We start from the raw sequence: 23,951 nt of genomic DNA on the forward strand, positions 1-23,951 counted from the left end.
TCCAAGGAGTCCGCCATGCTCGCCCTGCTCGGTGTCGTCACCATTCTCGCGTTGCTCGTCGCGGTCATGAGCAAACGCGTCTCGCCCCTGGTCGCCCTGATCGTCATCCCCATCGCCGCGGCCCTGATCGGTGGCTTCGGCCTCGGCACAAGCGCCTTCATCATCGCCGGCATCAAGGGTGTCGCCCCGGTGATCGGCATGTTCGTCTTCGCCATCCTGTTCTTCGGCATCATGACCGACGCCGGGATGCTCGATCCCATCATCGACCGCATCCTGCGCACCGTCGGTACCCGGCCGACGCGCATCGTCTGCGGCAGCGCCCTGCTCGCCCTGCTGGTGCACCTGGATGGCTCCGGCGCGGTGACCTTCCTGGTGACCATCCCCGCCATGCTGCCGCTCTATACCCGCCTGGGCCTGGACCGGCGCATCCTCGCCTGCGTGGCCGCCATGGCCGCCGGGGTCAACTTCCTGCCCTGGACCGGGCCGGTGCTGCGCTCTTCCGCTGCCCTCCACGTGCCGGTGGCCGACCTCTTCCAGCCGCTGATCCCGGTGCAGCTGGTGGGCCTGGCCTTCGTCTTCGCCAGTGCCTGGTGGCTCGGGCGGCGCGAGGAGAAGCGCCTGACCCTGGCCGGCCAGGCGCCCTGGCTGGCCGGCGGCGGTGCCGGTGCCGCGCCGGAGCGGGTGCTCAGCGAGGCCGAACGCGCCCTGAGGCGCCCTGGGCGCTTCTGGATCAATCTGCTGCTGACCCTGGTGGTGATGGGCGTGATGATCGCCGGCTGGGTCAATCCGGTGGTGATGTTCATGCTTGGCACCGTGGCCGCGCTGTGCCTGAACTACCCCTCGGTGGACGCCCAGAAGGCGCGCATCGACGCCCATGCCAAGACCGCCCTGACCATGGCCAGCATCCTCTTCGCCGCCGGGGTCTTCACCGGCATCATGCAGGGCAGCGGCATGCTCAAGGCCATGGCCCAGGTGGCGGTGGCCGGCATCCCGGCCGGACATGGCCAACTGATCCCGGCGGTGGTGGGTTTCCTGTCCATGCCGCTGAGCCTGCTGTTCGATCCGGATTCCTTCTACTTCGGCGTCATGCCGGTGATCGCCGAGGTCGGCCGCAACCTGGGGGTCGATCCGGTGCAGGTGGCCCAGGCCTCATTGCTCGGGGTGCACACCACGGGTTTCCCGGTCAGCCCCCTGACCCCGGCGACCTTCCTGCTGGTGGGCCTGTGCAAGCTGGACCTGGCCGATCACCAGCGCTTCACCATCCCCTTCCTGTTCGCGGCCTCGGTGCTGATGACCCTGACCGCCTTGCTCCTGGGAGTCTTCTAGATGAGCCGTCTTCTTCGCATCGGCTGCGGCGCCGGCTATTCCGGCGATCGCATCGAACCCGCCGTGGAACTGGCCGAGCATGGCCGGCTCGACTACCTGGTCTTCGAATGCCTGGCCGAACGCACCATCGCCCTGGCGCAACAGGCGCGGCTGGCTGATCCCGAGACCGGTTTCGATCCGCTGCTGGAAGCCAGGATGCGCCGTATCCTGCCGCTGCTGAATAAGGCTGGACGGCCGCGCCTGCGGGTAGTCACCAACATGGGCGCCGCCCATCCCTCCGCCGCGGCGCGCAAGGTCGCGGCGCTGGCGCGGGAGCTGGGCGTAACCGGTCTGAAGATCGCCGCCGTGGCCGGTGACGATGTGCTGGCGCAGCTGCCGGCCGAGGCCTTGCTGGACAACGGCCAGACCCTGGCCGAGCTGGGCGACCGGGTGATCTCGGCCAATGCCTACCTGGGGGTGGAAGGCATCGTCCAGGCGCTGGAGGCCGATGCCGATGTCATCATCACCGGCCGGGTGGCCGATCCCTCGCTGTTCCTGGCGCCGCTGGTGCACGAATTCGGCTGGGCCGCGAACGACTGGGAGCGTCGCGGACGCGGCACCCTGGTCGGCCATCTGCTGGAATGCGCGGGCCAGGTCACCGGCGGCTACTTCGCCGATCCTGGCTACAAGGACGTCCCCGACCTCGCCCGCCTGGGCTTTCCCCTGGCCGAGGTTGACGCCGATGGTCATGCCACGATCACCAAGGTGGCCGGCTCCGGCGGTTGCGTGACCCCGGCGACCTGCACCGAGCAACTGCTCTATGAGGTGCATGATCCAGCGGCCTATCTCACGCCGGACGTTACCGCCGACTTTTCCGGCGTGGTCCTGCAGCAGGCCGCACCCGACCGGGTGGCAGTCAGCGGTGCGCGGGGTAAGCCGCGCTCCGAGCAGCTCAAGGTCTCGGTGGGCTATCGCGACGGCTGGCATGGCGAAGGCCAGATCTCCTACGCTGGCCCAGGTGCCCTGGCCCGTGCCCGCCTGGCGGCGGACGTAGTGCGCGAACGCCTGCAACTCTGTGGCGTAGCGGTCGAGGAATTGCGCTGCGAATTGATCGGCTGCGACGCCCTGCATGGGGAAACCCTAGCGGCCCGCGCCTCCGGCGAGCCCTGGGAGGTGCGGCTGCGCGTCGTCGGTCGCTGCGCGACTCGGGCGGCAGCGGTGCAGATCGGCAACGAGGTGGAAACCCTCTACACCAATGGCCCAGCGGGCGGCGGCGGCGCCACCAAGACGGTCCGCGAGGTCATCGCCGTGGCCTCGCTGCTCTGGCCGCGCACTGCGGTCACCCCCACCCTGAACCTGGAGACGCTGCCATGAAACTGCGCGAAATTGCCCACGTCCGGACCGGCGACAAGGGCGACACCTCCAACATGGCGGTAATCGCCTACCGCCGCGAAGACTTCGAGCGCCTGCGCCAGGCGCTGACCGCCGAACGGGTGGCTGCCTGGTTCGCCGACAGCCGCCCGGCCGACGCCGCGCCCGTGCGCCGCTACGAATTGCCGGCGCTGGGCGCCCTGAACTTCGTATTGCCCGGCGCGCTGCGTGGGGGTGTCACCCGTTCCCTGGCATTGGACGCCCATGGCAAGGGCCTGGGCGCGGCGCTGCTGGATTTGGAGCTGGACGCCTGAGCACGGCGATCAGCTGGGGCTGCCGACCTTGTCATTCGGCAGCTTCGTCAGCAGGACGGTGTCCTTGTCCAGCGGCACCTGGGCACCCTTGCGGCGCAACTCATTGATGGCGTGCAACAGGACCAGGTTGACCCGCTCGATATCGTGCATCTCGTTGGACCTGATCAGGCGCGATACCCGGGCGTGGTGATCGGGATCAATGAGCGTGATCAGCAGCCCGTCATCCCGCCACTCCAGTTGATGACCCAGCGGCGGATCGAGTTTGGCCAAGCGTTCTTGCAACCTGTCCATGCGCAGGCTCCCGGCGAAGGAACGTCACCCTTCAGGCTAGCCGCCGTGCTGAAGAACGCAAGACCTCTGCACGGGGCCTTTCAGGAGAGTGCGGACTGCCTGCGGGCGGTCGTCCGGACTCGGGCAAGTCACCTCCAATCAGGTGTCATGAAGCTGCCATCCGCAGCCGGCACTCTGGATCTCTTGCCCTCCCAGCCGTGGCAGAGGCCGCCTGATGGATACCCGTCCCGCCATCCACCTGTTCAGCACGCTCACTACCCCCGCCCAGCGCCTTGGCCCGAGCGCAGCGGCCCTGCGCGGCCTCTCCGCCCGTGGCTGTGGCCAGCGTATCGAGCGGGCCACCCGCCATCTGGTTAAGCTCGGTCATCGCCGTATCATGCTGGTCTCGGCCGCAGAGCGAGCAGCCGTGTTCACCCAGGCCGACATGTATGGCCACTGCCAGGTGATGCTGCTGGAAGGCTTGCCGCTGTTGCCGCGCCTGGAAGTGGGAGCGGTCGGCGAGGCGATCTGGCCGGAGCTGGCGAGCCTGTTGGCCGAGGTCGCCCCTACCGCCTTGCTCTGCACCCAGGATGCCCTCGTCCCTGGTCTGGAAGCCGCGGTGCGCTGCCACCCGGACCTTGCCCATCTGGCGATTTCAAGCCCGGGAGCGCGCGCTTCAGGACCAAACGCGGCTCCGCAGTGAGGTATCGGCCGGCTCGGGCGCTTCTCAGAAATTCGACCCCCTGACGCCCTGCCCGGCCGGATCGGGCCGCTGCAGGTTGCCCGAGCTGGCAGCCTTGGGCGGATTCCAGTCGATCTCCGCGCGTTGCACGGCGGCCGCGGTGAAGCGCTCGGTGCGCTCGGGCGCCAGGCGATGGGCCCAGCAGGCGAGCCTGGCCTTGTAGCCCACGATGATCTCCGGCTCCGGCTGCAGCAGCGCCCTGACGATGGCCTGCACCGCCTTGTCCGGTACGTCCTTGGTCGGCAGGTCGGCGCGATGCCCGGTATAGCTAGCCGCATGGCCCCAGATCGGCGTATCGAGCGCCCAGGGCAGCACCGTCGACAGCTGGATGTTGGGCTGCCCTCCGCGCCGCAGCTCCTGTTGCAGCACCCGGCCGAGGCTAAGCACGGCGGCCTTGGACGCCGAGTAGGAGGCCTGGTAGGCATGGGGGATCTCGCCATCCACCGAAGCCACGTTGACCAGCCGCCCGTAGCCCTGGCGCCGGAAGCGCTGCAGGGCCAGGTGGCTGCCGATGACCACGCCCTTCACATTGGTATCCAGCAGGCGCAGGTGGTCTTCCAGGGGCACTTCCTCGAAGCGTCCGACCGCCACCACACCGGCATTGTTGATCCAGCCATCGATACGACCGAAGCGCTGCTCGGCCTGCTCGGCCAGCGCCGTCATCTGGCCGACATCGGCCACGTCGGTCGGCACCACCAGGGCGGCCACGCCCAGGGCTTGGACCTCGACCGCCAGGGCTTCCAAAGCCTCGCTGCGCCGCGCGGCCAGCACCAGATTGGCACCGCGCTGGGCTAGTGCCAGGGCCACGCCGCGGCCGACGCCACTGGAGGCGCCCGTGACCACCAGGGTTCTTCCGCTCAGTTGCTCGCGGTCCGAGCGCCCAGGGCGACGCGGCGAGGCGCGATTCAACAGGGCCAGGGCGGCAGGCAGGGCAAGCAACAGCGGCAGGGTACGCATCAGGGGTCTTCCTCGGGGTCCGTGTCTGAGGTGTGACCCCTGGGCGGCAGTCGTGACGCTTCGCCCGGAATGACCGATGCCCGTCATACCGGCCCCTGCCGCTTCGGTTGAGCGCCAGGACGACCGTCCCAGGGCAGCCGCGCCGCCAGGCGACCGTTCAGCGGAAGACTCAGGCCTCAGGCTGCCGATGCGGCATGGCGATACCGTAGAGCTTGAGGCGCCGATAGAGGGTGGCCCGGGAGATACCGAGTGCCTGGGCGGTGGGGACGGCCTTCCAGCGATGGCGAACCAGGGCGGCGAGAATCGCCCGGCGTTCGGGGCTGTCGAGCTGGGGTTCCGGCTCGCTGGCCAGGAGCTGTTCCGGGTGCAGGCTGGCCGGCAGGTGGTCGAGGGTGATGAGGGTGCCCTCGCAGAGCGCGTCGGCATAGCGCAGCACGTTACGCAACTCGCGCACGTTGCCCGGCCAGTGGTGGGCCAGGATGGCCTCTTGCACCTGGGGCGCCAGGTCCGGCGCTGGGCGGTTACCGCGCTCCTCGGCCAGCAGCCGCCGCGCCAGGGCCAGGCGGTCGGCACGCTCGCGCAGCGGTGGCAACTGGAAGACGGCGCCATTGAGGCGATAGAGCAAATCTTCACGAAACAGCCCGGCGGCCACTCGCTCGGTGAGATTCCGGTGGGTGGCGCAGACTAGGCGCACATCCACCCGCCGCGGCCTGGCGCTGCCCACCGGCAGCACCTCGCCCTCGGCCAGCACCCGCAGCAGCCGGGTCTGCAAGGCCAGGGGCATGTCGCCGATCTCGTCGAGGAACAGCGTGCCGCCATCGGCCGCGACGATCAGGCCGTCGCGGCCCTGGCGCTGGGCCCCGGTGAAGGCACCGGGGGCATGGCCAAAGAGTTCGCTCTCGATCAGGCTCTCGGGCAGGGCCGCGCAGTTGAGGGCGACGAAGGGCCGGGCCGCCCGGTCGCCACCCGCATGCAGGGCGCGGGCGAAGACTTCCTTGCCGGTGCCGGTCTCGCCGGTGACCAGGATCGGCAGGCCGTGGCGATAGAGACGCACGGCGGTTTCCAGGGCGCGGGTGACACGGGGTTCCTGTTCGGGCTCGGCGCTGGTGCGCACCAGCGGGATGACCGCCCCCACGCGCGGGCGCGGCGGCCTGACCCGCCCATGGAAACGCGCCTCGCCAAGGCGCAGGGGCTCGGCGTCGTCCTCTCGCAGCCGGGCCGCGGCGTCACGGCCGAACAACTCGTCGAGGCGTTGCGGCAGGTAGCCGAGCTGGCTCAGGCAGAGCTGCCGCGCCGGGCGATTCAGACCGGTCAGGCGACCGCTGGCGTCCCAGGCCAGCAGGAATTCCGGCTGGGTCTCCAGGTAGCTGGCCTGGGCATGGCCGCACAGTACCCAGTCGCCACGGGCGCTGTGCATGAAGTAGGCATTCTCGATGCGCTGGGCGCTGTCGCGGGTGAATTGCTGGATCAGCAACTGGCTGCGGCGGTCGTCCGGTGACCGCGGTGCCGAGACGTCCAGCACCCCGAGCAATTCGCCACCCGGGGCGAACACCGGTGCGGCGGTGCAGGTGAGGCCGGTGAAGGCGGCGCGGAAATGATCGGCCTTGTGCACCGTCACCGGCGCCCGGTCGGTGAGCACCGCCGCGACACCGCAGGTGCCCTCCTCCTGCTCGGACCAGCAGGTGCCCAGGTAGAGCCCGGCGAGGCGGCATTCGTCATCCAGGCGATCGCTCACCCGGTAGTCCAGGGTGTGGCCCTGGGCATCGGCCAGCAGCACGCAGTAGTCGGCCGCCTCCACCCGCGCGTGCAGCGCGCCCAGTTCACCGTCGGCGACGCGCAGGAAGTCCTCCGCCGCCTGCTGGTGCTGGCGCAATTCGTAGCGCGAGAGGATGCGCGGGCCGTGCAGGCAGCCCGGATCGAGGTGGTGCTGCTCGAAGGAGCGGCGCCAGGATTCGAGGATCCGTCCGGGCGGGCTAAGGCTGCGCAGCGGTGCGCGCAGGGCCTGGTCGATGGCACGGGCGTGGTGGTGCGCCTGGGCAGACAGCATGGGGTGTCTCTCCCTCAGTTCCGGTCATGGCGTGGAAGGCCGGTCATTGTTCTGCCCTTCATTTAGCGCCCCCGGCGCCCGCCGTTCAAGTCGCCCCGCCGGTGAGACGAATCGTCTCAGCGTCTCGCCGCGCGGCTGCGGCGCTGAGACGCCCCGGCTCGTCCAGCCGCCCTGAGCGAAAACTGCCCCTAGCGCTGCAAGCCGCGCCACAGCTGGGCTACAGCCACTTCGAGACGACCTGGCACCGGCCTTGCTCTGGGCTCTGCGACGCTCCCATGACAACGACAAGAGGGTCAGCCCCATGAGCGCAACCTGGCAGATCGAACCGCTCCCGGCGACCGGCGGCCCCACCGCGAGGCTGCAGCCATGCCGGTGACCGTCGGCATCCTGCCCAACCCCGCCTCGGGACGTGACCTGCGCCGGCTGACCGGCAACGCCGCCCTCACCTCCAGCACCGACAAGGCCGGGGTGGTGATGCGCCTCCTGGCGGCCTTTGGCGCCACGGGGGTGGAGCGAGTGCTGCTGCCACCCGATATGACCGGCATCGCCGCCGCCGTACTCAAGGCCAGCGGCAGTCGCCAGGCCCGCGAGCAGCGCTGGCCGGAGCTGGTATTCCTCGACCTGCCGCTGACCCAGACCGTGGACGACACCCGCCGCGCCGCGCGGCTGTTGCTGGCGCAAGGGGCGGCGGTGATCGCCGTGCTAGGTGGTGACGGCACCCACAAGGCGGTGGCCGCCGAGGTGGATGACCTACCGCTGCTGACCCTCTCTACTGGCACCAACAACGCCTTTCCCGAATTGCGCGAGGCCACCAGCGCGGGCCTGGCTGGCGGCCTGGTGGCCAGCGGCCGGGTTGATCCGGCCCTGGCGCTGCGGCGCAACAAGCGGCTGCGCGTCGAGGTGCCCGAGCGCGCCATCCGCGACTGGGCGCTGGTGGACGTGGCGGTCTGTCGCCAGGCCTATCTCGGCGCCCGGGCGGTGACCCAGGTCGAGGACCTGGCCGAGGTCTTCACCACCTTCGCTGAACCCTGGGCCATCGGCCTCTCGGCGCTGTGCGGTCTCTGGCATCCCGTCCCGCGCAACGCGCCCCACGGCGGCTGGGTGCGCCTGGACCCGAGTGCCCTGGCGCAACTCACCGTGCCCCTTGCCCCGGGCGTGCTGGCCCAGGCCGGTATCGCCGCCAGCGGCCTGCTGCTGCCGGGCGAGCCGCGCACCCTGTCGCTGGCCGCCGGCACCCTGGCGCTGGATGGCGAGCGCGAAATCGAATTCGGCCCCGAGGCGCGTCCGCAGGTGACGCTGGACCTCGACGGCCCCCTGAGCATCGACGTGGAGCGGGTGCTGGAGTTGGCGGCGCAGCAGCGCCTGCTGGTCCACCGCCGGCCCACGTCGCCCCTCGGCAATCCAGGAGAACAATAAGATGAGCGAGACCCCAAGCGTCGACCAACTGAACCATGCCTACCGGGTGATGCGCACCATCCGCGCCTTCGAGGAGCGGCTGCACGTGGAATTCGCCACCGGCGAGATCCCCGGCTTCGTCCACCTCTATGCCGGCGAAGAGGCCTCGGCCGCCGGTGTCATGGCCCACCTGGGCCACGAGGACAGCATCGCCTCCACCCACCGTGGCCACGGCCACTGCATCGCCAAGGGCGTCGACGTCTACGGCATGATGGCCGAGATCTACGGCAAGAAGACCGGGGTCTGCCAGGGCAAGGGCGGCTCCATGCACATCGCCGATCTGGAAAAGGGTATGCTCGGTGCCAACGGCATCGTCGGCGCCGGGGCGCCCCTGGCTGCCGGTGCCGCCCTGGCGGCCAAGCTCAAGGGCAGCGACGCCGTGGCCGTGGCCTTTTTCGGTGACGGCGGCTCCAACGAGGGCGCGGTGTTCGAGGCCATGAACCTGGCCTCGGTATGGAACCTGCCATGCATCTTCGTCGCCGAGAACAATGGCTACGCCGAGGCCACCGCCTCGAACTGGTCGGTGGCCTGCGACCACATCGCCGACCGCGCCGCCGGCTTCGGCATGCCCGGGGTGACGGTGGACGGCTTCGACTTCTTCGCCGTCCATGAAGCCGCGGCGGCCGCCGTGGCCCGCGCCCGGGCCGGCGAAGGCCCCTCGCTGATCGAGGTGAAGTTCACCCGCTACTTCGGCCACTTCGAGGGCGACGCCCAGACCTATCGCGATCCCAACGAGGTCAAGCAGGCCCGCGAGCAGCGCGACTGCCTCATGCAATTCCGCGAGCGGGTGACCCGCGCCGGCCAACTCCAGCCCGCCCTGCTCGACAGCATCGACCAGGAGGTGGAACAGCTCATCGAGGACGCCGTGCGCAAGGCCAAAGCCGATCCCAAGCCCGGCCCGGAAGACCTGCTCACCGACGTCTACGTCACCTACGCCTGATCGGAAAACAACAAGGAGCACCACCATGGCCAGAAAGATCAGCTACCAGCAAGCCATCAACGAAGCCCTGGAACAGGAGATGCGCCGCGATCCCACCGTCTTCCTCATGGGCGAGGACAACGCCGGCGGCGCCGGGGCGCCCGGCGAGCAGGACGCCTGGGGCGGCGTGCTCGGCGTCACCAAGGGGCTCTACCACAAGTTTCCCGGCCGGGTGCTGGACACCCCGCTGTCGGAGATCGGCTACGTCGGTGCGGCGGTGGGCGCCGCCGCCCGCGGAACCCGACCGGTGTGCGAATTGATGTTCGTCGACTTCGCCGGCTGCTGCCTGGACCAGATCCTCAACCAGGCGGCCAAATTCCGCTACATGTTCGGCGGCAAGGCGGTCACCCCGCTGGTCTTGCGCACCATGGTCGGCGCGGGGCTAAGGGCTGCGGCCCAGCATTCGCAGATGCTGACCGCCTGGTGGACCCATATCCCCGGCCTCAAGGTGGTCTGCCCGGCCACCCCCTACGATGCCAAGGGGCTGCTGATCCAGGCCATCCGCGACAACGACCCGGTGATCTTCTGCGAACACAAGCTGCTCTACGGCATGCAGGGCGAGGTGCCCGAGGAGTCCTATGCCATCCCCTTCGGCGAGGCCAGCTTCCTGCGCGAAGGCGACGACGTCAGCCTCATCACCTATGGCCGCATGGTGCACCTGGCCATGGACGCCGCCGCCAACCTGGCGCGCCAGGGCATCTCCTGCGAGGTGCTGGACCTGCGCACCACCAGCCCGCTGGATAGAGACAGCATCCTGGAAAGCGTGGAGAAGACCGGCCGCGCGGTGGTCATCGACGAAGCCAATCCGCGCTGCTCGGTGGCCACCGACATCGCCGCCCTGCTCGCCGAGCAGGCCTTCGACGACCTGCGCGCCCCGGTGCAGCTGGTGACCGCGCCGCACACCCCGGTGCCCTTCTCCGATGCCCTGGAAGACCTCTATATCCCCGACGCGGCCAAGATCGAGCGCGCCGTGGTCAAGATCACCCAAGGGAGGCAGGCCGCATGAGCCAGATCCATACCCTGACCATGCCCAAGTGGGGGCTGTCCATGACCGAGGGCCGGGTCAACGCCTGGCTCAAGGCCGAAGGCGACAGCATCGCCAAGGGCGACGAGGTGCTCGACGTCGAGACCGACAAGATCAGCAGCAGCGTCGAGGCGCCCTTCTCCGGCACCCTGCGCCGCTGCCTGGCGCGCGAGGACGAGACCCTCGCCGTGGGCGCTCTACTGGCCATCGTGGTGGAAGGCGAAGCCAGCGAGGCCGAGATCGACGCCGTGATCGCCCGCTTCGAGGAAGACTTCGTGCCCGGTGGCGAAGACGCCGCGGACACCGGTCCCCAGGCCCAGCGGGTGGACATCGACGGCCGCCCGCTGCGCTACCTGGAACGAGGTGAAGGTGGCCTGCCGCTGATACTGATCCACGGCTTCTCCGGCGACCTGGACAACTGGCTGTTCAACCACGAGGCCCTGGCTGCCGAGCGCCGGGTGATCGCCCTGGACCTACCCGGCCATGGCCAGTCCGGCAAGACGCTGGCCACGGGCGACCTCGCCGAGCTGGGCGCCGCGGTGCTGGCGCTGCTCGACCATCTGGACATTCCCCGCGCCGTACTGGTCGGCCACTCCATGGGCGGCGCCGTGGCCCTGCACCTGGCGCAGGTAGCGCCGCAGCGAGTCGCCGGACTGGTGCTGATCGGCAGTGCCGGGCTGGGTGCGGAGATCAACGGTGACTACCTCGCAGGCTTCGTCGCCGCCACCAGCCGCAACCAGCTCAAGGGCCCGGTCAGCCTGCTGTTCAGCGACCCTGGCCTGGTCACCCGGCCGCTGCTGGAAGATTTGCTCAAGTACAAGCGGCTGGAAGGCGTGGACGCGGCGCTGCACCAGCTGGCCGGCAACCTCTTCCCCGGCGGTCGCCAGGCCCAGGTGCTGCGTGACGTCCTGGGCGGAGATATCCCTGCCTTGCTGATCTGGGGCAAGGCCGACGCCATCATTCCGGCCCAGCATGCCGAAGGCCTGCCCGCGGCGGTCCAGGTCGAGATCCTGGCCGACCAGGGCCACATGGTCCAGATGGAAGCCGCCGACCGGGTCAACGCCCTGATCCAGGCCTTCCTACCTCGTTGCAACGCCTAGAGGAGCCCCCCATGAAAGCTGCTCGTTTCCATGCCGCCCGCGATATCCGGGTGGAAGACGTCCCGCCGCCCGGCGCACCGGGCCCCACCCAGGTGCTGGTCAGGAACCAGTTTTGCGGTATCTGCGGCACCGATCTGCACGAATATGTTGGTGGCCCCATCTTCATCCCCACCGCCCCCCATGCCTACACCGGTGGCCAGGTGCCGCAGATCCTCGGCCATGAGTATTCCGGCGTGGTGGAAGCCGTGGGCAGCCAGGTGACGGCGGTGAAGCCCGGCGATCGGGTGTCCATCCAGCCCATGGTCTCGCCACGGGACGACTACTACGGTCGGCGCGGCCAGTACCAGCTCAGCGAACAACTGGCCATCATCGGCCTGTCGCATCCCTGGGGCGGCATGGCCGAATACTCCCTGGTGGAGGACTACAACGCCATTCCCATGCCGGACAATCTCAGCACCGCGCATGCGGCGCTGATCGAGCCCACGGCGGTGACCGTCTACGCCACCCACAGGGGCGGCGTGAAGCCGGGCGACAGCGTGCTGGTGGCCGGCGCCGGGCCCATCGGCCAGCTACAGGTGCTGGCCGCCCGCGCCGCCGGGGCGACCCGCATCTTCCTGGTGGACCTTAATGACAACCGCCTGGAAATGGCGCACGCCTTGGTGGACGGCCTTATCACCCTCAATCCCGGCAGCACCGACGTCCTGCGCGAGGTACGCGCCCACACCACCGGTGGCGTAGGGGTCGACGTGGCCTTCGAATGCGTGGGCGCCGAGGCGCCGCTGGGGCTATGCCTGGAGGCCGTGCGCCGCCAGGGCGTGGTGGTGCAGGTGGGGATGCAGGGCAAGCCCCCGGCGCTGGATGGCTTCACCCTCACCTACAAGGACGTCGACCTGCGCGGTTCCTGGTGCTACTCGACGCTGATGTGGCCCCAGGTGGCCGCGCTCATCGCCAGCGGGCAGCTACCGGCGGAGAAGATCGTCACCCGCCACATCGCCCTGGACGACGTCGTGGAACAGGGCTTCGAGGCCCTGCTGGACAAGGGCGGTACCCAGCTGAAGATCCTGATCGAACTCTAGGGCTTTCCCACGCGGCCGGCGGGGGTCGCCGCGTGGGGCTTTTCGCGGCCTTACTGGAAGGTCGTCGCGCTGAAGCTGGGCCGCCCCATGAGGCGCTGGTGGAAGGCCACCAGCCGCGCGTTCGCGGACCAGTCGATTTCCGGCAGGCGAAAACTCAGATAGTCCAGGCCGACGGCGACCAGGAAGTGGCCGAAGTCGAGGCGGTCCTCGTCCAGCAGGGGCGTCTCTTCGAGTCGCTGCAGCAGGCGACCGATGGCCGCCAGCCGACGGGCACCCAGCACCGAGCCATCCTGGGCCGCGCCGCCATGCTTGCGGGCGATCACCGTGCCGAAGGCGGCGTCGATCAGGCCCTGCCCCAGGCCGGCCAGTTGCAGCTGGTCAGCCGCGAGCGGACTGCCACCCGCCAGTTGATGCAGATGGAGGCAGATCAGCAGGGTTTCGCTGAGGGCAAGGCCCTCGTCGGTGATCAACACGGGCACCTTGTTCGCCGGGTTGGCCGCCAGCAGTCGCGCGTCTTCGTTCCAGGGGTCGCTCCACACCAGCTCCAGGCGCGCGCCGAAACCGGCTTCCAGGGCAGTGACGCGCGCAGCGCGGGCATAGGGCGAGGTCTGGTTCAGCAGCAGTTGCATGGCGGACTCCTGGGCACGGACGGGGCGGTAGCGTTCCGCCCGCCAGTGTAGCCTGAGGTCAGGCGGGCCGCGTCACCGTCAGCACCATCGCCGCGATGCGGTCGGTATGGGCGTAGACGCCGGCCTCCAGCTCTTCGCCGAAGACGTCCGGGTCCAGTTCGCGATAGCGCCAGGCGCAATCGCTACCGGCCAGGCGCGTCTGCACCTCGGCCAGGAAGGGATCGCGCCCCTCGACCATGGCGACCCCGGTGTAGAGCAACAGGGTGCCGCCCGGCGCCAGCCGCTCCAGCGCGGTATCCAGGATCGCCAGCGATAGCCCTGCACCCAGCGGGCCCCCGCCATGGCGATAGGCGCGCTCGCCCGGGTCGACCAGATAGGGCGGATTGGACAGGATGAAATCGAAGTCGCCATCCACGTCGTGCAGCAGGTTGCTGTAGCGCGCGCTGACGTTGGCGGCCCCGGCCAGCTCGGCGTTGACCCGGGTCAGGGCCAGGGCGCGCTCGTTGATGTCCACCGCCAGCACCTCGGCCTCGGGCCGTGCCAGGGCTACCAGGATGGCGCCAGGACCGGCGCCACTGCCGATGTCCACCGCCCGGCGGATGGCGCCAGTGTCATGGCGCAGCTGGGCTTCCAGGGCATTGGCATAGCGGTAGGTGTCAGGGCCGAAGAACACCGCATCGGCCTCGTCGGTGGGATAGGCGGAGTGCACGAACAACTGGTCAGCCAGCGTCGAGACCCGTACCCGACTGCGCCAGCCGCCCGGTACCTCGGTCAGCAGCCCGGCGGCCGTGAGGGCCTCGATTAGCGGCTCGGGCAGCAACTCGCGGGAAAAGGGACGGCTCCAGCCGAAGATACCCTGGAGGTTCCGGGCCCAGGCATTGCCGGGCCGGGCATTGACCCGGGCATGGGAGGCCGGGGTCGGGGTGATGAACTGATAGTCTGCCGCGCGCAGCGTCTCGATCAGCAACTGCAGGGCTGCGGCTGGATCGGGCGTGGCCGCACCGAGGTCGGGATGTTCCATGGCCGTCACGGGAATGTCCTTGAATGGCGGTCGAATTGAGAAAGGCTCAGCCCAGCAGGGAGACGAACAGCCGCGTGGCCAGTAGCCCCGCACGACTGTGGTGCCGTGCGGGCGACAGCTGCTCGACCAGCAGCGCCATGGCCGCGGCACGACTGGGCTGGGCTGCCAGGCGTTGCTCCAGGGCGGCCTCTTCACTATCGAAATCGCTCGCCTGGGCCTGGCTGGCGTTGGCAGCCGCGCCCTGCTCCGTTTCCAGCGCCGGACAGAGGCGCTCCTGCTGACGCTGCCGGGCACGGAAGCTCACCTCCCGGCGCGGCAGGACGGCGACCCGTTCGGTACCGGCCTTGGCGCGCGCGCCGCTATGGACACACTCACCGGCGATCCAATCGTGGATCAGCTGCTGTTCATAGGCGGTGAAGACGCCGAACATCTCGGCGCGCTCGCCCTGGATCAGCCGCCAGAAGCGGCTGTTGGCCGGATCCTCGTGGCGCTTGATCCAGCCCTGGTCCTGCAGCGTCTGCAAGAAGTCGGGAATCTGCGCGGGGTCGGTCAGCCAGTCGCTGACGCTGCGTCCGCCGATCCGGCAGTAGTCGGAATGCACATAGCGACCGACCGAACTCTTGTCCGCCAGTACCTCGATGACTTCCTGCTCCAGGTCGAAGCTGCCGATCACCGAGGTGGTGCTGGCACCCAGTTCGTTCAGCAGATAGCCCTGCACCACCCGGCGATAGAAGGCCGCGCGGCCCTCGGCCGGCATGGCCTCGTGGACCGCGCGCAGGGCCTGGCGGGCATGGCCGGTGCCGGCATTGTCGACGGTGACGTGCAAGGTGAAGTAGTAAGGATCGATCCCCAGCTCATTGAGCTCGTAGGCGCTGATCAGCAGGTGCAACGGCAGTTGCTCGTAGCCCAGATTGAAACCGAGGACCTCGGGCAGGTAGTGCTCCGCGTTATAGGCCAGGGCCAGCTGGATGGCGCCCTGCACGAAGTGCTCATCGCTCAGGCGCGAGACGTCCTCGCAGCCATGGCTGGCCAGCAGCTTGCGATAGAGCACCACGTGGTTCTTGTCCGGCTGGCCGTCGCCCAGTTCTTCCAGGTAGATCTGGATGGGCGCGCGATAGCGCAGGTCGTCCCAGTGGGCGAGCGTGCCATAGAGCCAGGCACCGTCGACCAGCTTGGTCGGCGCCACGCCGCGCAGGAAGTACAGGGCGTGGGCCTTGCTGCCGAAATAGCGCCGTGGCGCGCCTGCCTTGCGGGCGGCCAGGTAGTCACGGTACTGGGCGCCGACCCGGGTGTTGTTTTCCAGCACCCAGGCTTCCAGGCCCTCGGGGTCTTCGGGTAGATCGGCGGCCAGGCTACCGGCAATCTGCAACTGGTCATCGAGGTAACGCTGGGCCTGTTGGCGCGCAGCGGCGTCGGGGTTGGGTACCAGCAGCTCCCGGTAAAGGGACTTGGCAGGTTCGAAGGCGACTGGCGTGGAGCCGGATCGCTGGCCGGTCAGGGCTCTTGTAGTGGTCTGCATGGGAGGCACATCTGGCAGCTGATGATCACAGCATTCGGCTGGCCTCGCGCGGCTTGGTTCCAGCGTCGGCGGGGCCCGACGGCCGTCGTCTCGCTTGCCAGCGTCAAGGGCGAAGGCCTGCTGGGAATGCCATTCGTCGGCGCGTGCCACCCACCGCTGCGCTGTGCGTCGCCGGGCCGTTTCGCCTCAGCGCAGCGGTGTCATGACGTCCGCCAGCCAGACGACGGATGGCGCCTCCTGACCCTCAGCTACCGCACCGGCGCGCCGATAAGCTGGTACCCGCCCGACCTTCAGGTCTCGTCCCATGTCTGCCGTCGAAACCGACGTTGATCTTCGCACCCTGCTCGACTCGATCCAGGAATTCATCGTCGCCAAGGACGGCCAGGGCCGCTGGCTGTTCGTCAATCGGATCGTCCTGGAAGCCTATGCCATGGTCGGCTTCGACTATGTCGGCGTCACCGACGCCGAGCTGATCGAGCGCTTTCCGGCCTTCGCCGAGGCCTTCATCTACAACATCCAGACCGACGAACTGGCCTGGAATAATGGCCGGCCGACGCTCGTGGAAAAATCCTTCCTGGGTCCGGATGGACGGATCAACACCTGGGAAGTGGTCAAGACCCCGCATTTCGATGCCCAGGGTGGCCGCCGGCTGCTGACCATCGTCAGTCGCAACGTCACCGAGCGCAAGCTGGCCGAGCGGGCGCTCCAGGAAAGCGAGCAGCGCTTCAAGTCGCTGGCCTACCGGGATACCCTGACGGGCGTCGCCAACCGGCGCAGTATCCTCGACCAGATCGCCAGCTACAGAGCCGGCAATGCCCTTGGGCAGCCCTGTGCCCTCTTCTATCTCGATCTTGATCGCTTCAAGGCGATCAACGATGCCTTCGGCCACGAATTCGGCGATCTCTTGCTGGTGGCCTTCGTGACCCGGGTGAAGACCGCCCTGCGCGAGGGCGATCTGCTCGGCCGCATCGGTGGCGACGAGTTCATCGTCTTCCTCAAGGACACCTCGCCCGCCGCTGCCCTCGCGCTCGCCGAACGGCTCTGTGGCGTGCTCCAGGAACCCTGGCAACTGCAGGGCCGCACACTGACGACCAGCTCCTCCATCGGCATCGCCCCGTGCACCGATGGACGCCTGAACGTGCACGAACTGATCCGGCTGGCCGATACCGCGCTGTACCAGGCGAAACGGGCCGGACGGGCGCGCGTGGCGCTGGCCGAGGTCTAGAGCCGCTCCACCGGCAGCGCGCGAATGAGGATCTCGCGCTGCCGGAAGGCCTGCTCGAGCTGTCGCCGATAATCATCCCACCAGGCGTGCTCCAGCGTCTCGGTCATGACCTCGTACACCACCAGCTGATCATCCTCGACCTCGTCCCTTGCGCCTTGGCACAGGCCATCGGCCGGTGCCCGGCTGAAGGCGGTCAAGCCGCCGAAGCGCTCGACCAGCTCCTCACGGACCCGCTGGAACAGCGCCCTGGGCAGGTGTTGGCCGTCGTTGTCGGTGAGGGGCAGCAGCAACTGGACGAGGTACATGGCCGGTTCTCCTTGGAAGCTGCCAGTGAAGACTCCCTAGGCCCGCGACATGGTTCCCCGCCGGCGACCAACAGCAGCCATGCCGTCGCCACGTGCAAAGGCCCTGCCGACGACGCGCGCCGACAGGGCCTTGCCGCTCGCGCGGGATCAGACCGAGAAGCGGCCGACCAGGCGGTGCATGTCCACGGCCAGGCGGGATACCTCATGGGCCGCCGCGGCGGTCTGGTGAGCGCCCGCCGAAGTCTGGATCGACAGGTCACGGATGCTCACCAGGTTCTGGTCCACCGAGCGGGCGACCTGGGCCTGTTCTTCCGAGGCGGTGGCGATGAGGAAATTGCGCTCGTTGATCGCGGTGATGGAACGGGCGATGTCTTCCAGCGCCGCGCCGGCTTCGTTGGCGATCCTCAGGGTGGCGGTCGCCTCCTCGCGGCTGCGCTGCATGGCCTGCACCGCGCCTTCCGAGCCGCTCTGGATGCCGCCGATCATCTGCTCGATTTCCCGGGTGGATTCCTGGGTGCGATGGGCCAGCGCCCGCACCTCATCGGCCACCACGGCGAAGCCACGCCCCTGCTCGCCCGCACGGGCCGCTTCGATGGCCGCGTTCAGCGCCAGCAGGTTGGTCTGCTCGGCGATCCCGCGGATCACATCGACCACGGTCGCGATGCCCTGGGCCTGCTGCGCCAGGTCGACGATCTGCTCGCTGGTCCGGGAAACGGTATCGGTCAGGCCGTGGATGGCCTTCACGGTTTCGGTGACCCGGGCGGTGCCGACGCCGGTGGACTGTTCCGATTGCTGCGCCGAGGCCGACGCCGAGGCGGCGTTGCGCGCCACTTCCTCGACGGCCGCGGTCATCTCGTTGACCGCGGTGGCCGCCTGTTCCACCTCGCCGTTCTGCCGTTGCAGGCCGCGGCTGGCTTCTTCGGTCACGGCATTCATCTCTTCGGCGGCCGAGGCCAGCTGCGTCGAGGCCTCGCCGATGTGGCTCACGGTGTCGCGCAGGGTCTGCTGCATCTGCACCGTGGTGCGCATCAGCTCGGCCATCTCGTCGCGCCCGGTCGCCTGGGCCGCGACCCGCAGGTCACCCTCGGCGATGCGCTGGTTGATTCCCAGCACCTGGCGCAGGGGCTGGAGGATGCTGCGGGTATAGAGCACGGCGAGGACCACGGTCAGCACGACGGCCAGCGCCGAGATCACGCCCAGCAGCCAGAGGCTTCTGCCATAGGTTTGTCCGGCGAGATGGCCGGCCTGCTTGGCGCCGCGCTCGTTGTAGGCGCCCAGGGCGACGATCCTTTCCTGCAGATCGTTGGCGAGCGGGCGGATGTGCGTGTTGACGTAGGCTATCCCTTCCAGGTTCGGCCGCGTCCGGGCGATGGTGAGGATCTCGTCCATGCGGCCGTCGTAGGCCTTGACGCCGGCATCGACGGCATCGGCCAGCCGTTGCTCTTCCGGCGAGGCGATCAGCGCCTTGTAGTCGGCCACGTCCTTCTGCAGCTCGCGGCGCACCTGGGCGATAGCGGTGGTGGTGGTTTCCTTCAGCTGCGGGTCGTCGGTTGCGACCAGGCGAAAGGTCTCCAGGCGCAACCTGAGCACGCGGGTATCCATCTTCGCGGTTTGCGCGATGCTGGCCATCCAGTTGGTCTCGACATCCTGTTCGGCTCGGTACAGCGAATTGAGCCCCACGGCGGAGGTGACGGCGAGCACCAGTAGCAGCAGGGTGATGGCGGCGAAACAAAGGGCCGAGCGGGCCGGCAATTTCAGGGTACGCATGGAGCAACTCCGGGGGCAGTGAACAACGTGTTCAGCTCTTTCGTCGGCGGCCCCGGCGCTGGCTGAATATCCGCTCATCGCCGATGAACGGCCGCTCCGTTTCAAGCCGCAACCCAGAGCTGGCGCGGCCTCCAGGGTGATGAGAGGGTTCTGCAACAGAGTGCCGGCCCTGGCAAAACACCAGGCGGATTGAGGCTAGAATGGGCGCCTCTCTGCCCTTGAAGCCGACATGTCGCCGTCGATGAATCGCCCTGCTCGTCTGGTCCCCTTGCGCAACCGTCTGCTGGCGATCGCCTTCGCCGGGATCGTGCCCCTGGCTTTGGTCGCCGGCCTCGGTCTCTGGCTGCTGGTACAGCAACAACAGCGCGAGGCCGAACAGCGCGCCCTGGAATCCAGCCGCCAGGCGGCCACCACCATCGAAATCGAATTGCGCCGCTCGGTGACCATCCTGCAGGCGCTCGCCGAGTCGCCCCTGCTGCTGGCGGGTAACCTGGATGGCTTCGCCACCCTGGTCGAGCGCGTATTGCCGCTGGTACCGGGCTGGCGCGCCGTGCTGGTGGCCGCCCCCGATGGCCAGGTGGTCCGGCGGATTTCCAGCCACAACCGGACGCCCGGGGGACCGCTGGCCGAGCCGGCCAGCTTCGCCGAGGTGGTCGCCCGGCACCGGCCGGTGATCGGGCAATTGGGCCGCGGTCCGTCTGGCTTGCTCGCCTTTCCGGTACGAGTGCCGGTACTGGGCGACGGCCAGCTGAGTTTCGTGCTGACGGCGGTGATGACCCCGGAAAGCATCCGGGATGCGCGCATGACCCGCACCCTGCCGAAGAACTGGGTCGGCTCGGTGTTCGATCGCAATGGCCTGCGCATCGCGCGCACCGCGCTGCACAGTGAAAGCGTGGGCCAGCCAGCCCTGCCGGAACTGGCCAGGATCCTGGCGCAACCCGGCGAAGAAGGCGTCGGCGTGGCCCGGACGCGGGAAGGCCATGAGGTCTATACGGCCTTCGTCCGCCTGCCCGACTCGGGCTGGACGGTGACCACCGCCATCCCCACCGAAGAGGTCTCGGCGGCGGCCACCCGCTCCTTCGCCCTCTATGGCGGCGGGCTGATGCTGTCGGTCATCCTCGCCTGGGCGGTCGCCCTGCTGCTGTCGCGGCGTATCAGCCGTCCAGTCCAGGCGCTGCAGGACGCCGCCGAGGCCTTCGGCCAGCGGCTGCCTCCGGTCCTGCCGCACAGCGACGTACTGGAGATCCAGCAGGTGGGCCAGGCGCTGCTGGCCGCGGCCGACGCCCGGCGCCTGGTCGAAGAGGAGCGCGACGACTACCTGCACGGCCTGCAGCAGAGTCAGGAAGAGCTGCGGCTGCAGGTGGCCGACCTGGAGATCCTGCAGCGGCTGAACCATCGCCTGCTGCAGCTGCCGTCGCTGCCGCAACAGCTGCAGGAAATCCTCGCGGTCCTCTGCCGATTCCACCAGACGCCCTTCGGCTGCGTGTCGCTACTGGACGACAGCAAACGGCCACAGCTGTATTTCGCTGCCGGTTTCTCGGCCGAGGCCCGCGAGCGGCTGGCTGCCTTGAGGCCCGAGGAAAGCGCCTGCGACCTCGCCATTCGCACCCAGGGCCGGGTCCTGGTTCGCGACCTCGGGACCTCCCCGGACTTCTCCGCGCTGGCCGCCATCGGGCAGCGCGAAGGCTTCGCCGCCCTGCATGCCGTGCCCCTGCACAGCACCCTGCACGGCACCCTCGGCGCCTTGACCATCCAGTTGCCGGAGGCCCGCGAGCCTACCCCGCGGGAGCAGCGCCTGGCCGATCTGTGCGCCTCCAAGGCGGTGCTGGTGATTGACCGCGCCCGCATCCAGGACGCCGCGCTGCGCTCGCAACGGCGCCTGCACGTGGCCCTGGAAAGCTCGCTGATCTGCTTCGGCATCGCCGTACCCTCGGCCGCGCGGGGCTTCGCCTGGGATTATCTCAACCCGATCGCCGCGCGCACGCTGGGGCTGGACGAGGGACCTATGGCCGCCGGGCGCGCCTGGGCCAGCGGCCGCATCCTGCAGCTGTGCCAGGACCACGACGGCGCAGCGGCCTGGTCCCTGGAGCTGCCGGGGCCCGACCTCGCCGGCACCCCGCAGTGGCTGGAGGTCAGCGGCACGCCCTTCGATGGCAACGTGGCGGTCTGGTTCCTGGATATCAGCGAGCGCAAGCGCCAGGAACGGCTGCTGCGCGACGCCGATCGGCAAAAGGACGAATTCCTCGCCGTCCTGGCCCACGAGTTGCGCAATCCGCTGGCGCCCATTCGCCATGCGGCGGCCCTGATCGCCGCACCGACAGCCACCCTCGAGCAGCAGCGACGCAGTTGCCAGACCATCGACCGCCAGGTGGAGCGCATGAGCGCCCTGCTCAATGACCTCCTGGATATCTCCCGCATTACCTTTGGCCGGATCACCCTGCATAACGACTTCGTCAGGCTCCAGGCCGTGCTCGATGCCGTCGCCGACGCGGCGCTGGCCGTGATGCAGGACAAGGGGCAGGCCTTCGAGCTGCAGGTGCCCGAGGCGCCGATCTGGCTGTACGCGGATCCGCTGCGCCTGGAGCAGATCTTCCTCAACCTGCTGGGCAATGCCGCGCGCTATACCCCGGCGGGCGGGCGGATCGCCCTGACGGTGCGAGAGGAAGACGACGAGGTCCGGGTGGAGATCGCCGACAACGGTATCGGCATCGCCGCCGACAAGTTGGCGGCCCTGTTCCAGATGTTCGGCCAGATCGATCCACGCCTGGCCGAGCGCTCGCCGGGCCTGGGCATCGGCCTCGCCCTCTCCCGCGAGCTGGCGCGGCTGCAGGGCGGCGACATCACCGCGGCCAGTGCCGGGCTGGGCCTGGGCAGCCGCTTCACCGTGACCCTGCCACTCACCGTCGCCCCGCCGACCGCCCTGCCGGCGGCCGCCGTGGAGCTTGCGGCGCCCGCCGCGCGGCGGATCCTCGTCGCCGACGATAACCCCGACATCGCCGACACCATCGCCGAATTGCTGGAGCTGGACGGCCATGAGGTACGCATCGCCTACGATGGCCAGGCCGCCCTGGAGGCCTTCCAGGACCACGGCGCCGACATCGTCATCTCCGACATCGGCATGCCGGGCCTGACCGGCCATCAGCTGGCGCGCGCCATCCGCCAGACCCCGGCGGGCCAGGCGGTCAAGCTGATCGCCATGACCGGCTGGGGCCAGGCGGACGACAAGGCCGAGGCCCTGGCCGCCGGTTTCGACCATCACCTGACCAAGCCGGCGGACATGAAGACGCTGTATGAGCTGGTCGCCTCCTGACGCCTGGGCGGCGTCCGACGGCTGGCCAAGGCCTCAGGCCGCGGCCACGCGCGACCCGGCCAGGCGGGTCAGGCCGTAGAGCACCCCGCCGACCAGCAGCATCAGCCCGGCACGCAGCCAGGTGGCCGCCCCCTGCTGGGCGACCAGCAGGGCGCAGGAGGCGAGCGCCAGCACGGGAAAGATCCAGTGCACCCGAAAGTGCGGGTGGTCCACCTGCTCGCGCTTGAGCACCAGCACCGCCAGGTTGGTGCTGATGAACACCACCAGCAGGAGCAGGACGACGGTTTCCGCCAGCACATCCAGGGTGCTGGTGAAGGTCAGGGCGATGGCCACCGCGGTGGTGACGAGGATGGCGACCCCGGGCGTGCGGCGGCGTGGCAACACTCGGCCGAGTACCGCGGGCAGCAGTCCCTGGCGGGCCATGCCAAAGGCCAGACGGCTGGCCATGATCAGGGTCAGCAGCGTGCCGTTGGCCACGGCGATGAGGGCGATGACGGCGAACAGCCGCGTCGGCACGCCCAGGCCCGAAGCCCCCAGGACATCCATCAAGGGCGCACCCGAATGCTTGAGTTGCTCGACCGGCAGTACCAGGGCGGCACCCGCGCCGACCAGCAGGTAGACGATCCCGGCGATCACCAGCGCGCCGAACAGCGCGCGCGGATAGACCCTGCTGACGTCCTGTACTTCTTCGGCGAGGTTGGCCGAGGTCTCGAAGCCGACGAAGGAATAGAAGGCCAGCAGCGAGGCGCCGAGGATGGCCACGCTAGCCGAGGGCGCATCGACCTCCAGCAACCGCGCCGGATCGCCTTGCCCCTGGGCGACGAACCAGGCAGCGGCGACGATGACGATCACCAGGCCCGATAGCTCGACCAGCGTCATGATCAGGTTGACCGCGAGCGACTCCTTGATGCCGCGGGCATTGAGCAACCCCACGACCAGCAGGAAGCCCAGGCACACCCAGGTACTCGGCCAGGGCACCAGGGCCTGCAGGTAGCCGCCGGCGAAGGCCACCGCCAGGCCCGCGGCGCTGGTGACGCCGGCGGCCAGCATCGAAAAGCCCACCAGGAAGGACAGCCAGGGCCGGCCGAAGGCGCGTTCGGCGAAGACCGCCGCGCCGCCGGCCTTGGGATACTTGGTGACCAGCTCGGCATAGGAGGCCGCGGTGAGCAAGGCGAACAGCAGGGCGATCAGCAACGGCGCCCAGATGGCGCCGCCGACCCGCCCGGCGATGGTCCCCGCCAGGGCATAGACCCCGGCGCCGAGGACATCGCCGAGGATGAAGAACACCAGCATGGGCAGGGTGATGGCGCGTCGGAGCGCCGCTGGGGAGGAGGAAGATGCCGTGGCCATGCGCGGATGCCTCTGCGTGGTTCGTTCGGGGGCTGGCGCTCATGACGAACGCCTCGTGCCTTCGTAGAGATCTCTTGCGACGGCGGGGTTCCAGCCACCGACCGTTCGTCTCCCGGGCAGGAACCGCCCCTGCGCTGGAGCCAGCCGACGGCAGCGCAGCCGTGAGCATCGGCGGCCGCTTCGCC

The 23,951-nt window shown here is 69.1% G+C and carries 20 protein-coding genes and 1 pseudogene; 11 read left to right on the forward strand and 10 right to left on the reverse strand.

Annotated features, from left to right (window positions below; genetic code table 11):
• Window positions 1–15 precede the first annotated feature (15 nt).
• Genes ACYJP6_RS12020 through ACYJP6_RS12030 form a run of 3 tightly spaced genes read left to right on the forward strand, consistent with a single transcriptional unit; the run spans window position 16 to window position 2,990 of the window.
• The gene (locus tag ACYJP6_RS12020; protein ID WP_459475198.1) at window positions 16–1,326 is read left to right on the forward strand and encodes a CitMHS family transporter; all 1,311 of its coding nucleotides are present in this window, start codon (window positions 16–18) and stop codon (window positions 1,324–1,326) included.
• A complete protein-coding gene (locus ACYJP6_RS12025; protein WP_459475199.1) occupies window positions 1,327–2,679 on the forward strand; it encodes an acyclic terpene utilization AtuA family protein in 1,353 nt (450 codons plus the stop codon).
• Complete coding sequence (locus tag ACYJP6_RS12030) at window positions 2,676–2,990, forward strand: AtuA-related protein (protein WP_459475200.1); 315 nt, start codon at window positions 2,676–2,678, stop codon at window positions 2,988–2,990. Before ACYJP6_RS12025 ends, ACYJP6_RS12030 begins: the two co-directional genes overlap by 4 nt.
• 9 nt (window positions 2,991–2,999) lie before the next feature.
• On the opposite strand, the gene ACYJP6_RS12035 is transcribed toward ACYJP6_RS12030, so the two are convergent.
• Complete coding sequence (locus ACYJP6_RS12035; RefSeq protein WP_459475201.1) at window positions 3,000–3,281, reverse strand: hypothetical protein; 282 nt, start codon at window positions 3,279–3,281, stop codon at window positions 3,000–3,002.
• A gap of 214 nt (window positions 3,282–3,495) precedes the next feature.
• On the opposite strand from ACYJP6_RS12035, the gene ACYJP6_RS12040 reads away from it, so the two are divergent.
• Window positions 3,496–3,963 (forward strand): hypothetical protein, encoded by a 468-nt coding sequence (locus ACYJP6_RS12040; RefSeq protein ID WP_459475202.1) that lies wholly within the window; start codon window positions 3,496–3,498, stop codon window positions 3,961–3,963.
• A gap of 24 nt (window positions 3,964–3,987) precedes the next feature.
• Here the strand turns inward: ACYJP6_RS12040 and ACYJP6_RS12045 are convergent, their stop codons facing one another.
• Window positions 3,988–4,959, reverse strand: a complete 972-nt coding sequence (locus ACYJP6_RS12045; protein WP_459475203.1) for an SDR family NAD(P)-dependent oxidoreductase — start codon at window positions 4,957–4,959, stop codon at window positions 3,988–3,990.
• Between the two features lie 169 nt (window positions 4,960–5,128).
• Window positions 5,129–7,006 carry a sigma-54-dependent Fis family transcriptional regulator gene (locus ACYJP6_RS12050; protein ID WP_459475205.1) on the reverse strand — a complete coding sequence of 626 codons (1,878 nt, stop codon included), beginning with the start codon at window positions 7,004–7,006 and terminating at the stop codon, window positions 5,129–5,131.
• Between the two features lie 366 nt (window positions 7,007–7,372).
• Here ACYJP6_RS12050 and ACYJP6_RS12055 point away from each other — a divergent pair, with 366 nt between their 5' ends.
• The 5 genes from ACYJP6_RS12055 to ACYJP6_RS12075 are packed head-to-tail and all read left to right on the forward strand — an operon-like array spanning window position 7,373 to window position 12,640.
• Window positions 7,373–8,422 carry an ATP-NAD kinase family protein gene (locus ACYJP6_RS12055; protein ID WP_459475206.1) on the forward strand — a complete coding sequence of 350 codons (1,050 nt, stop codon included), beginning with the start codon at window positions 7,373–7,375 and terminating at the stop codon, window positions 8,420–8,422.
• A 1-nt stretch (window position 8,423) separates the two neighbouring features.
• Window positions 8,424–9,401, forward strand: a complete 978-nt coding sequence (locus ACYJP6_RS12060) for a thiamine pyrophosphate-dependent dehydrogenase E1 component subunit alpha (protein WP_459475207.1) — start codon at window positions 8,424–8,426, stop codon at window positions 9,399–9,401.
• Between the two features lie 25 nt (window positions 9,402–9,426).
• Window positions 9,427–10,446 carry an alpha-ketoacid dehydrogenase subunit beta gene (locus ACYJP6_RS12065; RefSeq protein ID WP_459475208.1) on the forward strand — a complete coding sequence of 340 codons (1,020 nt, stop codon included), beginning with the start codon at window positions 9,427–9,429 and terminating at the stop codon, window positions 10,444–10,446.
• The gene (locus ACYJP6_RS12070; protein ID WP_459475209.1) at window positions 10,443–11,564 is read left to right on the forward strand and encodes an acetoin dehydrogenase dihydrolipoyllysine-residue acetyltransferase subunit; all 1,122 of its coding nucleotides are present in this window, start codon (window positions 10,443–10,445) and stop codon (window positions 11,562–11,564) included. The genes ACYJP6_RS12065 and ACYJP6_RS12070 overlap by 4 nt, the downstream gene beginning before the upstream one ends.
• Before the next feature lie 11 nt (window positions 11,565–11,575).
• A complete protein-coding gene (locus tag ACYJP6_RS12075) occupies window positions 11,576–12,640 on the forward strand; it encodes a 2,3-butanediol dehydrogenase (RefSeq protein ID WP_459475210.1) in 1,065 nt (354 codons plus the stop codon).
• Between the two features lie 50 nt (window positions 12,641–12,690).
• On the opposite strand, the gene ACYJP6_RS12080 is transcribed toward ACYJP6_RS12075, so the two are convergent.
• Genes ACYJP6_RS12080 through ACYJP6_RS12090 form a run of 3 tightly spaced genes read right to left on the reverse strand, consistent with a single transcriptional unit; the run spans window position 12,691 to window position 15,809 of the window.
• Entirely contained in the window at window positions 12,691–13,269 is a 579-nt protein-coding gene (locus ACYJP6_RS12080; protein ID WP_459475211.1) for a glutathione S-transferase family protein, read from the reverse strand.
• A 58-nt stretch (window positions 13,270–13,327) separates the two neighbouring features.
• The gene (locus ACYJP6_RS12085; RefSeq protein WP_459475370.1) at window positions 13,328–14,290 is read right to left on the reverse strand and encodes a methyltransferase; all 963 of its coding nucleotides are present in this window, start codon (window positions 14,288–14,290) and stop codon (window positions 13,328–13,330) included.
• A gap of 46 nt (window positions 14,291–14,336) precedes the next feature.
• A complete protein-coding gene (locus ACYJP6_RS12090; RefSeq protein WP_459475212.1) occupies window positions 14,337–15,809 on the reverse strand; it encodes an iron-containing redox enzyme family protein in 1,473 nt (490 codons plus the stop codon).
• A gap of 304 nt (window positions 15,810–16,113) precedes the next feature.
• On the opposite strand from ACYJP6_RS12090, the gene ACYJP6_RS12095 reads away from it, so the two are divergent.
• The gene (locus tag ACYJP6_RS12095) at window positions 16,114–17,034 is read left to right on the forward strand and encodes a diguanylate cyclase domain-containing protein (RefSeq protein ID WP_459475213.1); all 921 of its coding nucleotides are present in this window, start codon (window positions 16,114–16,116) and stop codon (window positions 17,032–17,034) included.
• Here the strand turns inward: ACYJP6_RS12095 and ACYJP6_RS12100 are convergent.
• The 3 genes and pseudogenes from ACYJP6_RS12100 to ACYJP6_RS12110 form a co-directional block, all read right to left on the reverse strand.
• A complete protein-coding gene (locus ACYJP6_RS12100; protein WP_459475214.1) occupies window positions 17,031–17,339 on the reverse strand; it encodes a hypothetical protein in 309 nt (102 codons plus the stop codon). The two genes, ACYJP6_RS12095 and ACYJP6_RS12100, sit on opposite strands and share 4 nt — an antisense overlap.
• A gap of 147 nt (window positions 17,340–17,486) precedes the next feature.
• Window positions 17,487–18,368, reverse strand: coding sequence for a methyl-accepting chemotaxis protein (locus ACYJP6_RS12105; protein ID WP_459475371.1), 882 nt, complete (start codon window positions 18,366–18,368; stop codon window positions 17,487–17,489).
• Window positions 18,342–19,184, reverse strand: a pseudogene (locus ACYJP6_RS12110) (MCP four helix bundle domain-containing protein); the annotation flags it as partial. The pseudogene ACYJP6_RS12110 and the gene ACYJP6_RS12105, both read right to left, overlap by 27 nt.
• A 151-nt stretch (window positions 19,185–19,335) precedes the next feature.
• On the opposite strand from ACYJP6_RS12110, the gene ACYJP6_RS12115 reads away from it, so the two are divergent.
• Window positions 19,336–22,416 (forward strand): ATP-binding protein, encoded by a 3,081-nt coding sequence (locus ACYJP6_RS12115; protein ID WP_459475215.1) that lies wholly within the window; start codon window positions 19,336–19,338, stop codon window positions 22,414–22,416.
• Between the two features lie 33 nt (window positions 22,417–22,449).
• Here ACYJP6_RS12115 and ACYJP6_RS12120 read toward each other — a convergent pair whose 3' ends face one another.
• Window positions 22,450–23,766 (reverse strand): APC family permease, encoded by a 1,317-nt coding sequence (locus ACYJP6_RS12120; RefSeq protein WP_459475216.1) that lies wholly within the window; start codon window positions 23,764–23,766, stop codon window positions 22,450–22,452.
• Window positions 23,767–23,951 lie beyond the last annotated feature (185 nt).

It is taken from the genome of Pseudomonas sp. No.117, from assembly GCF_054558395.1.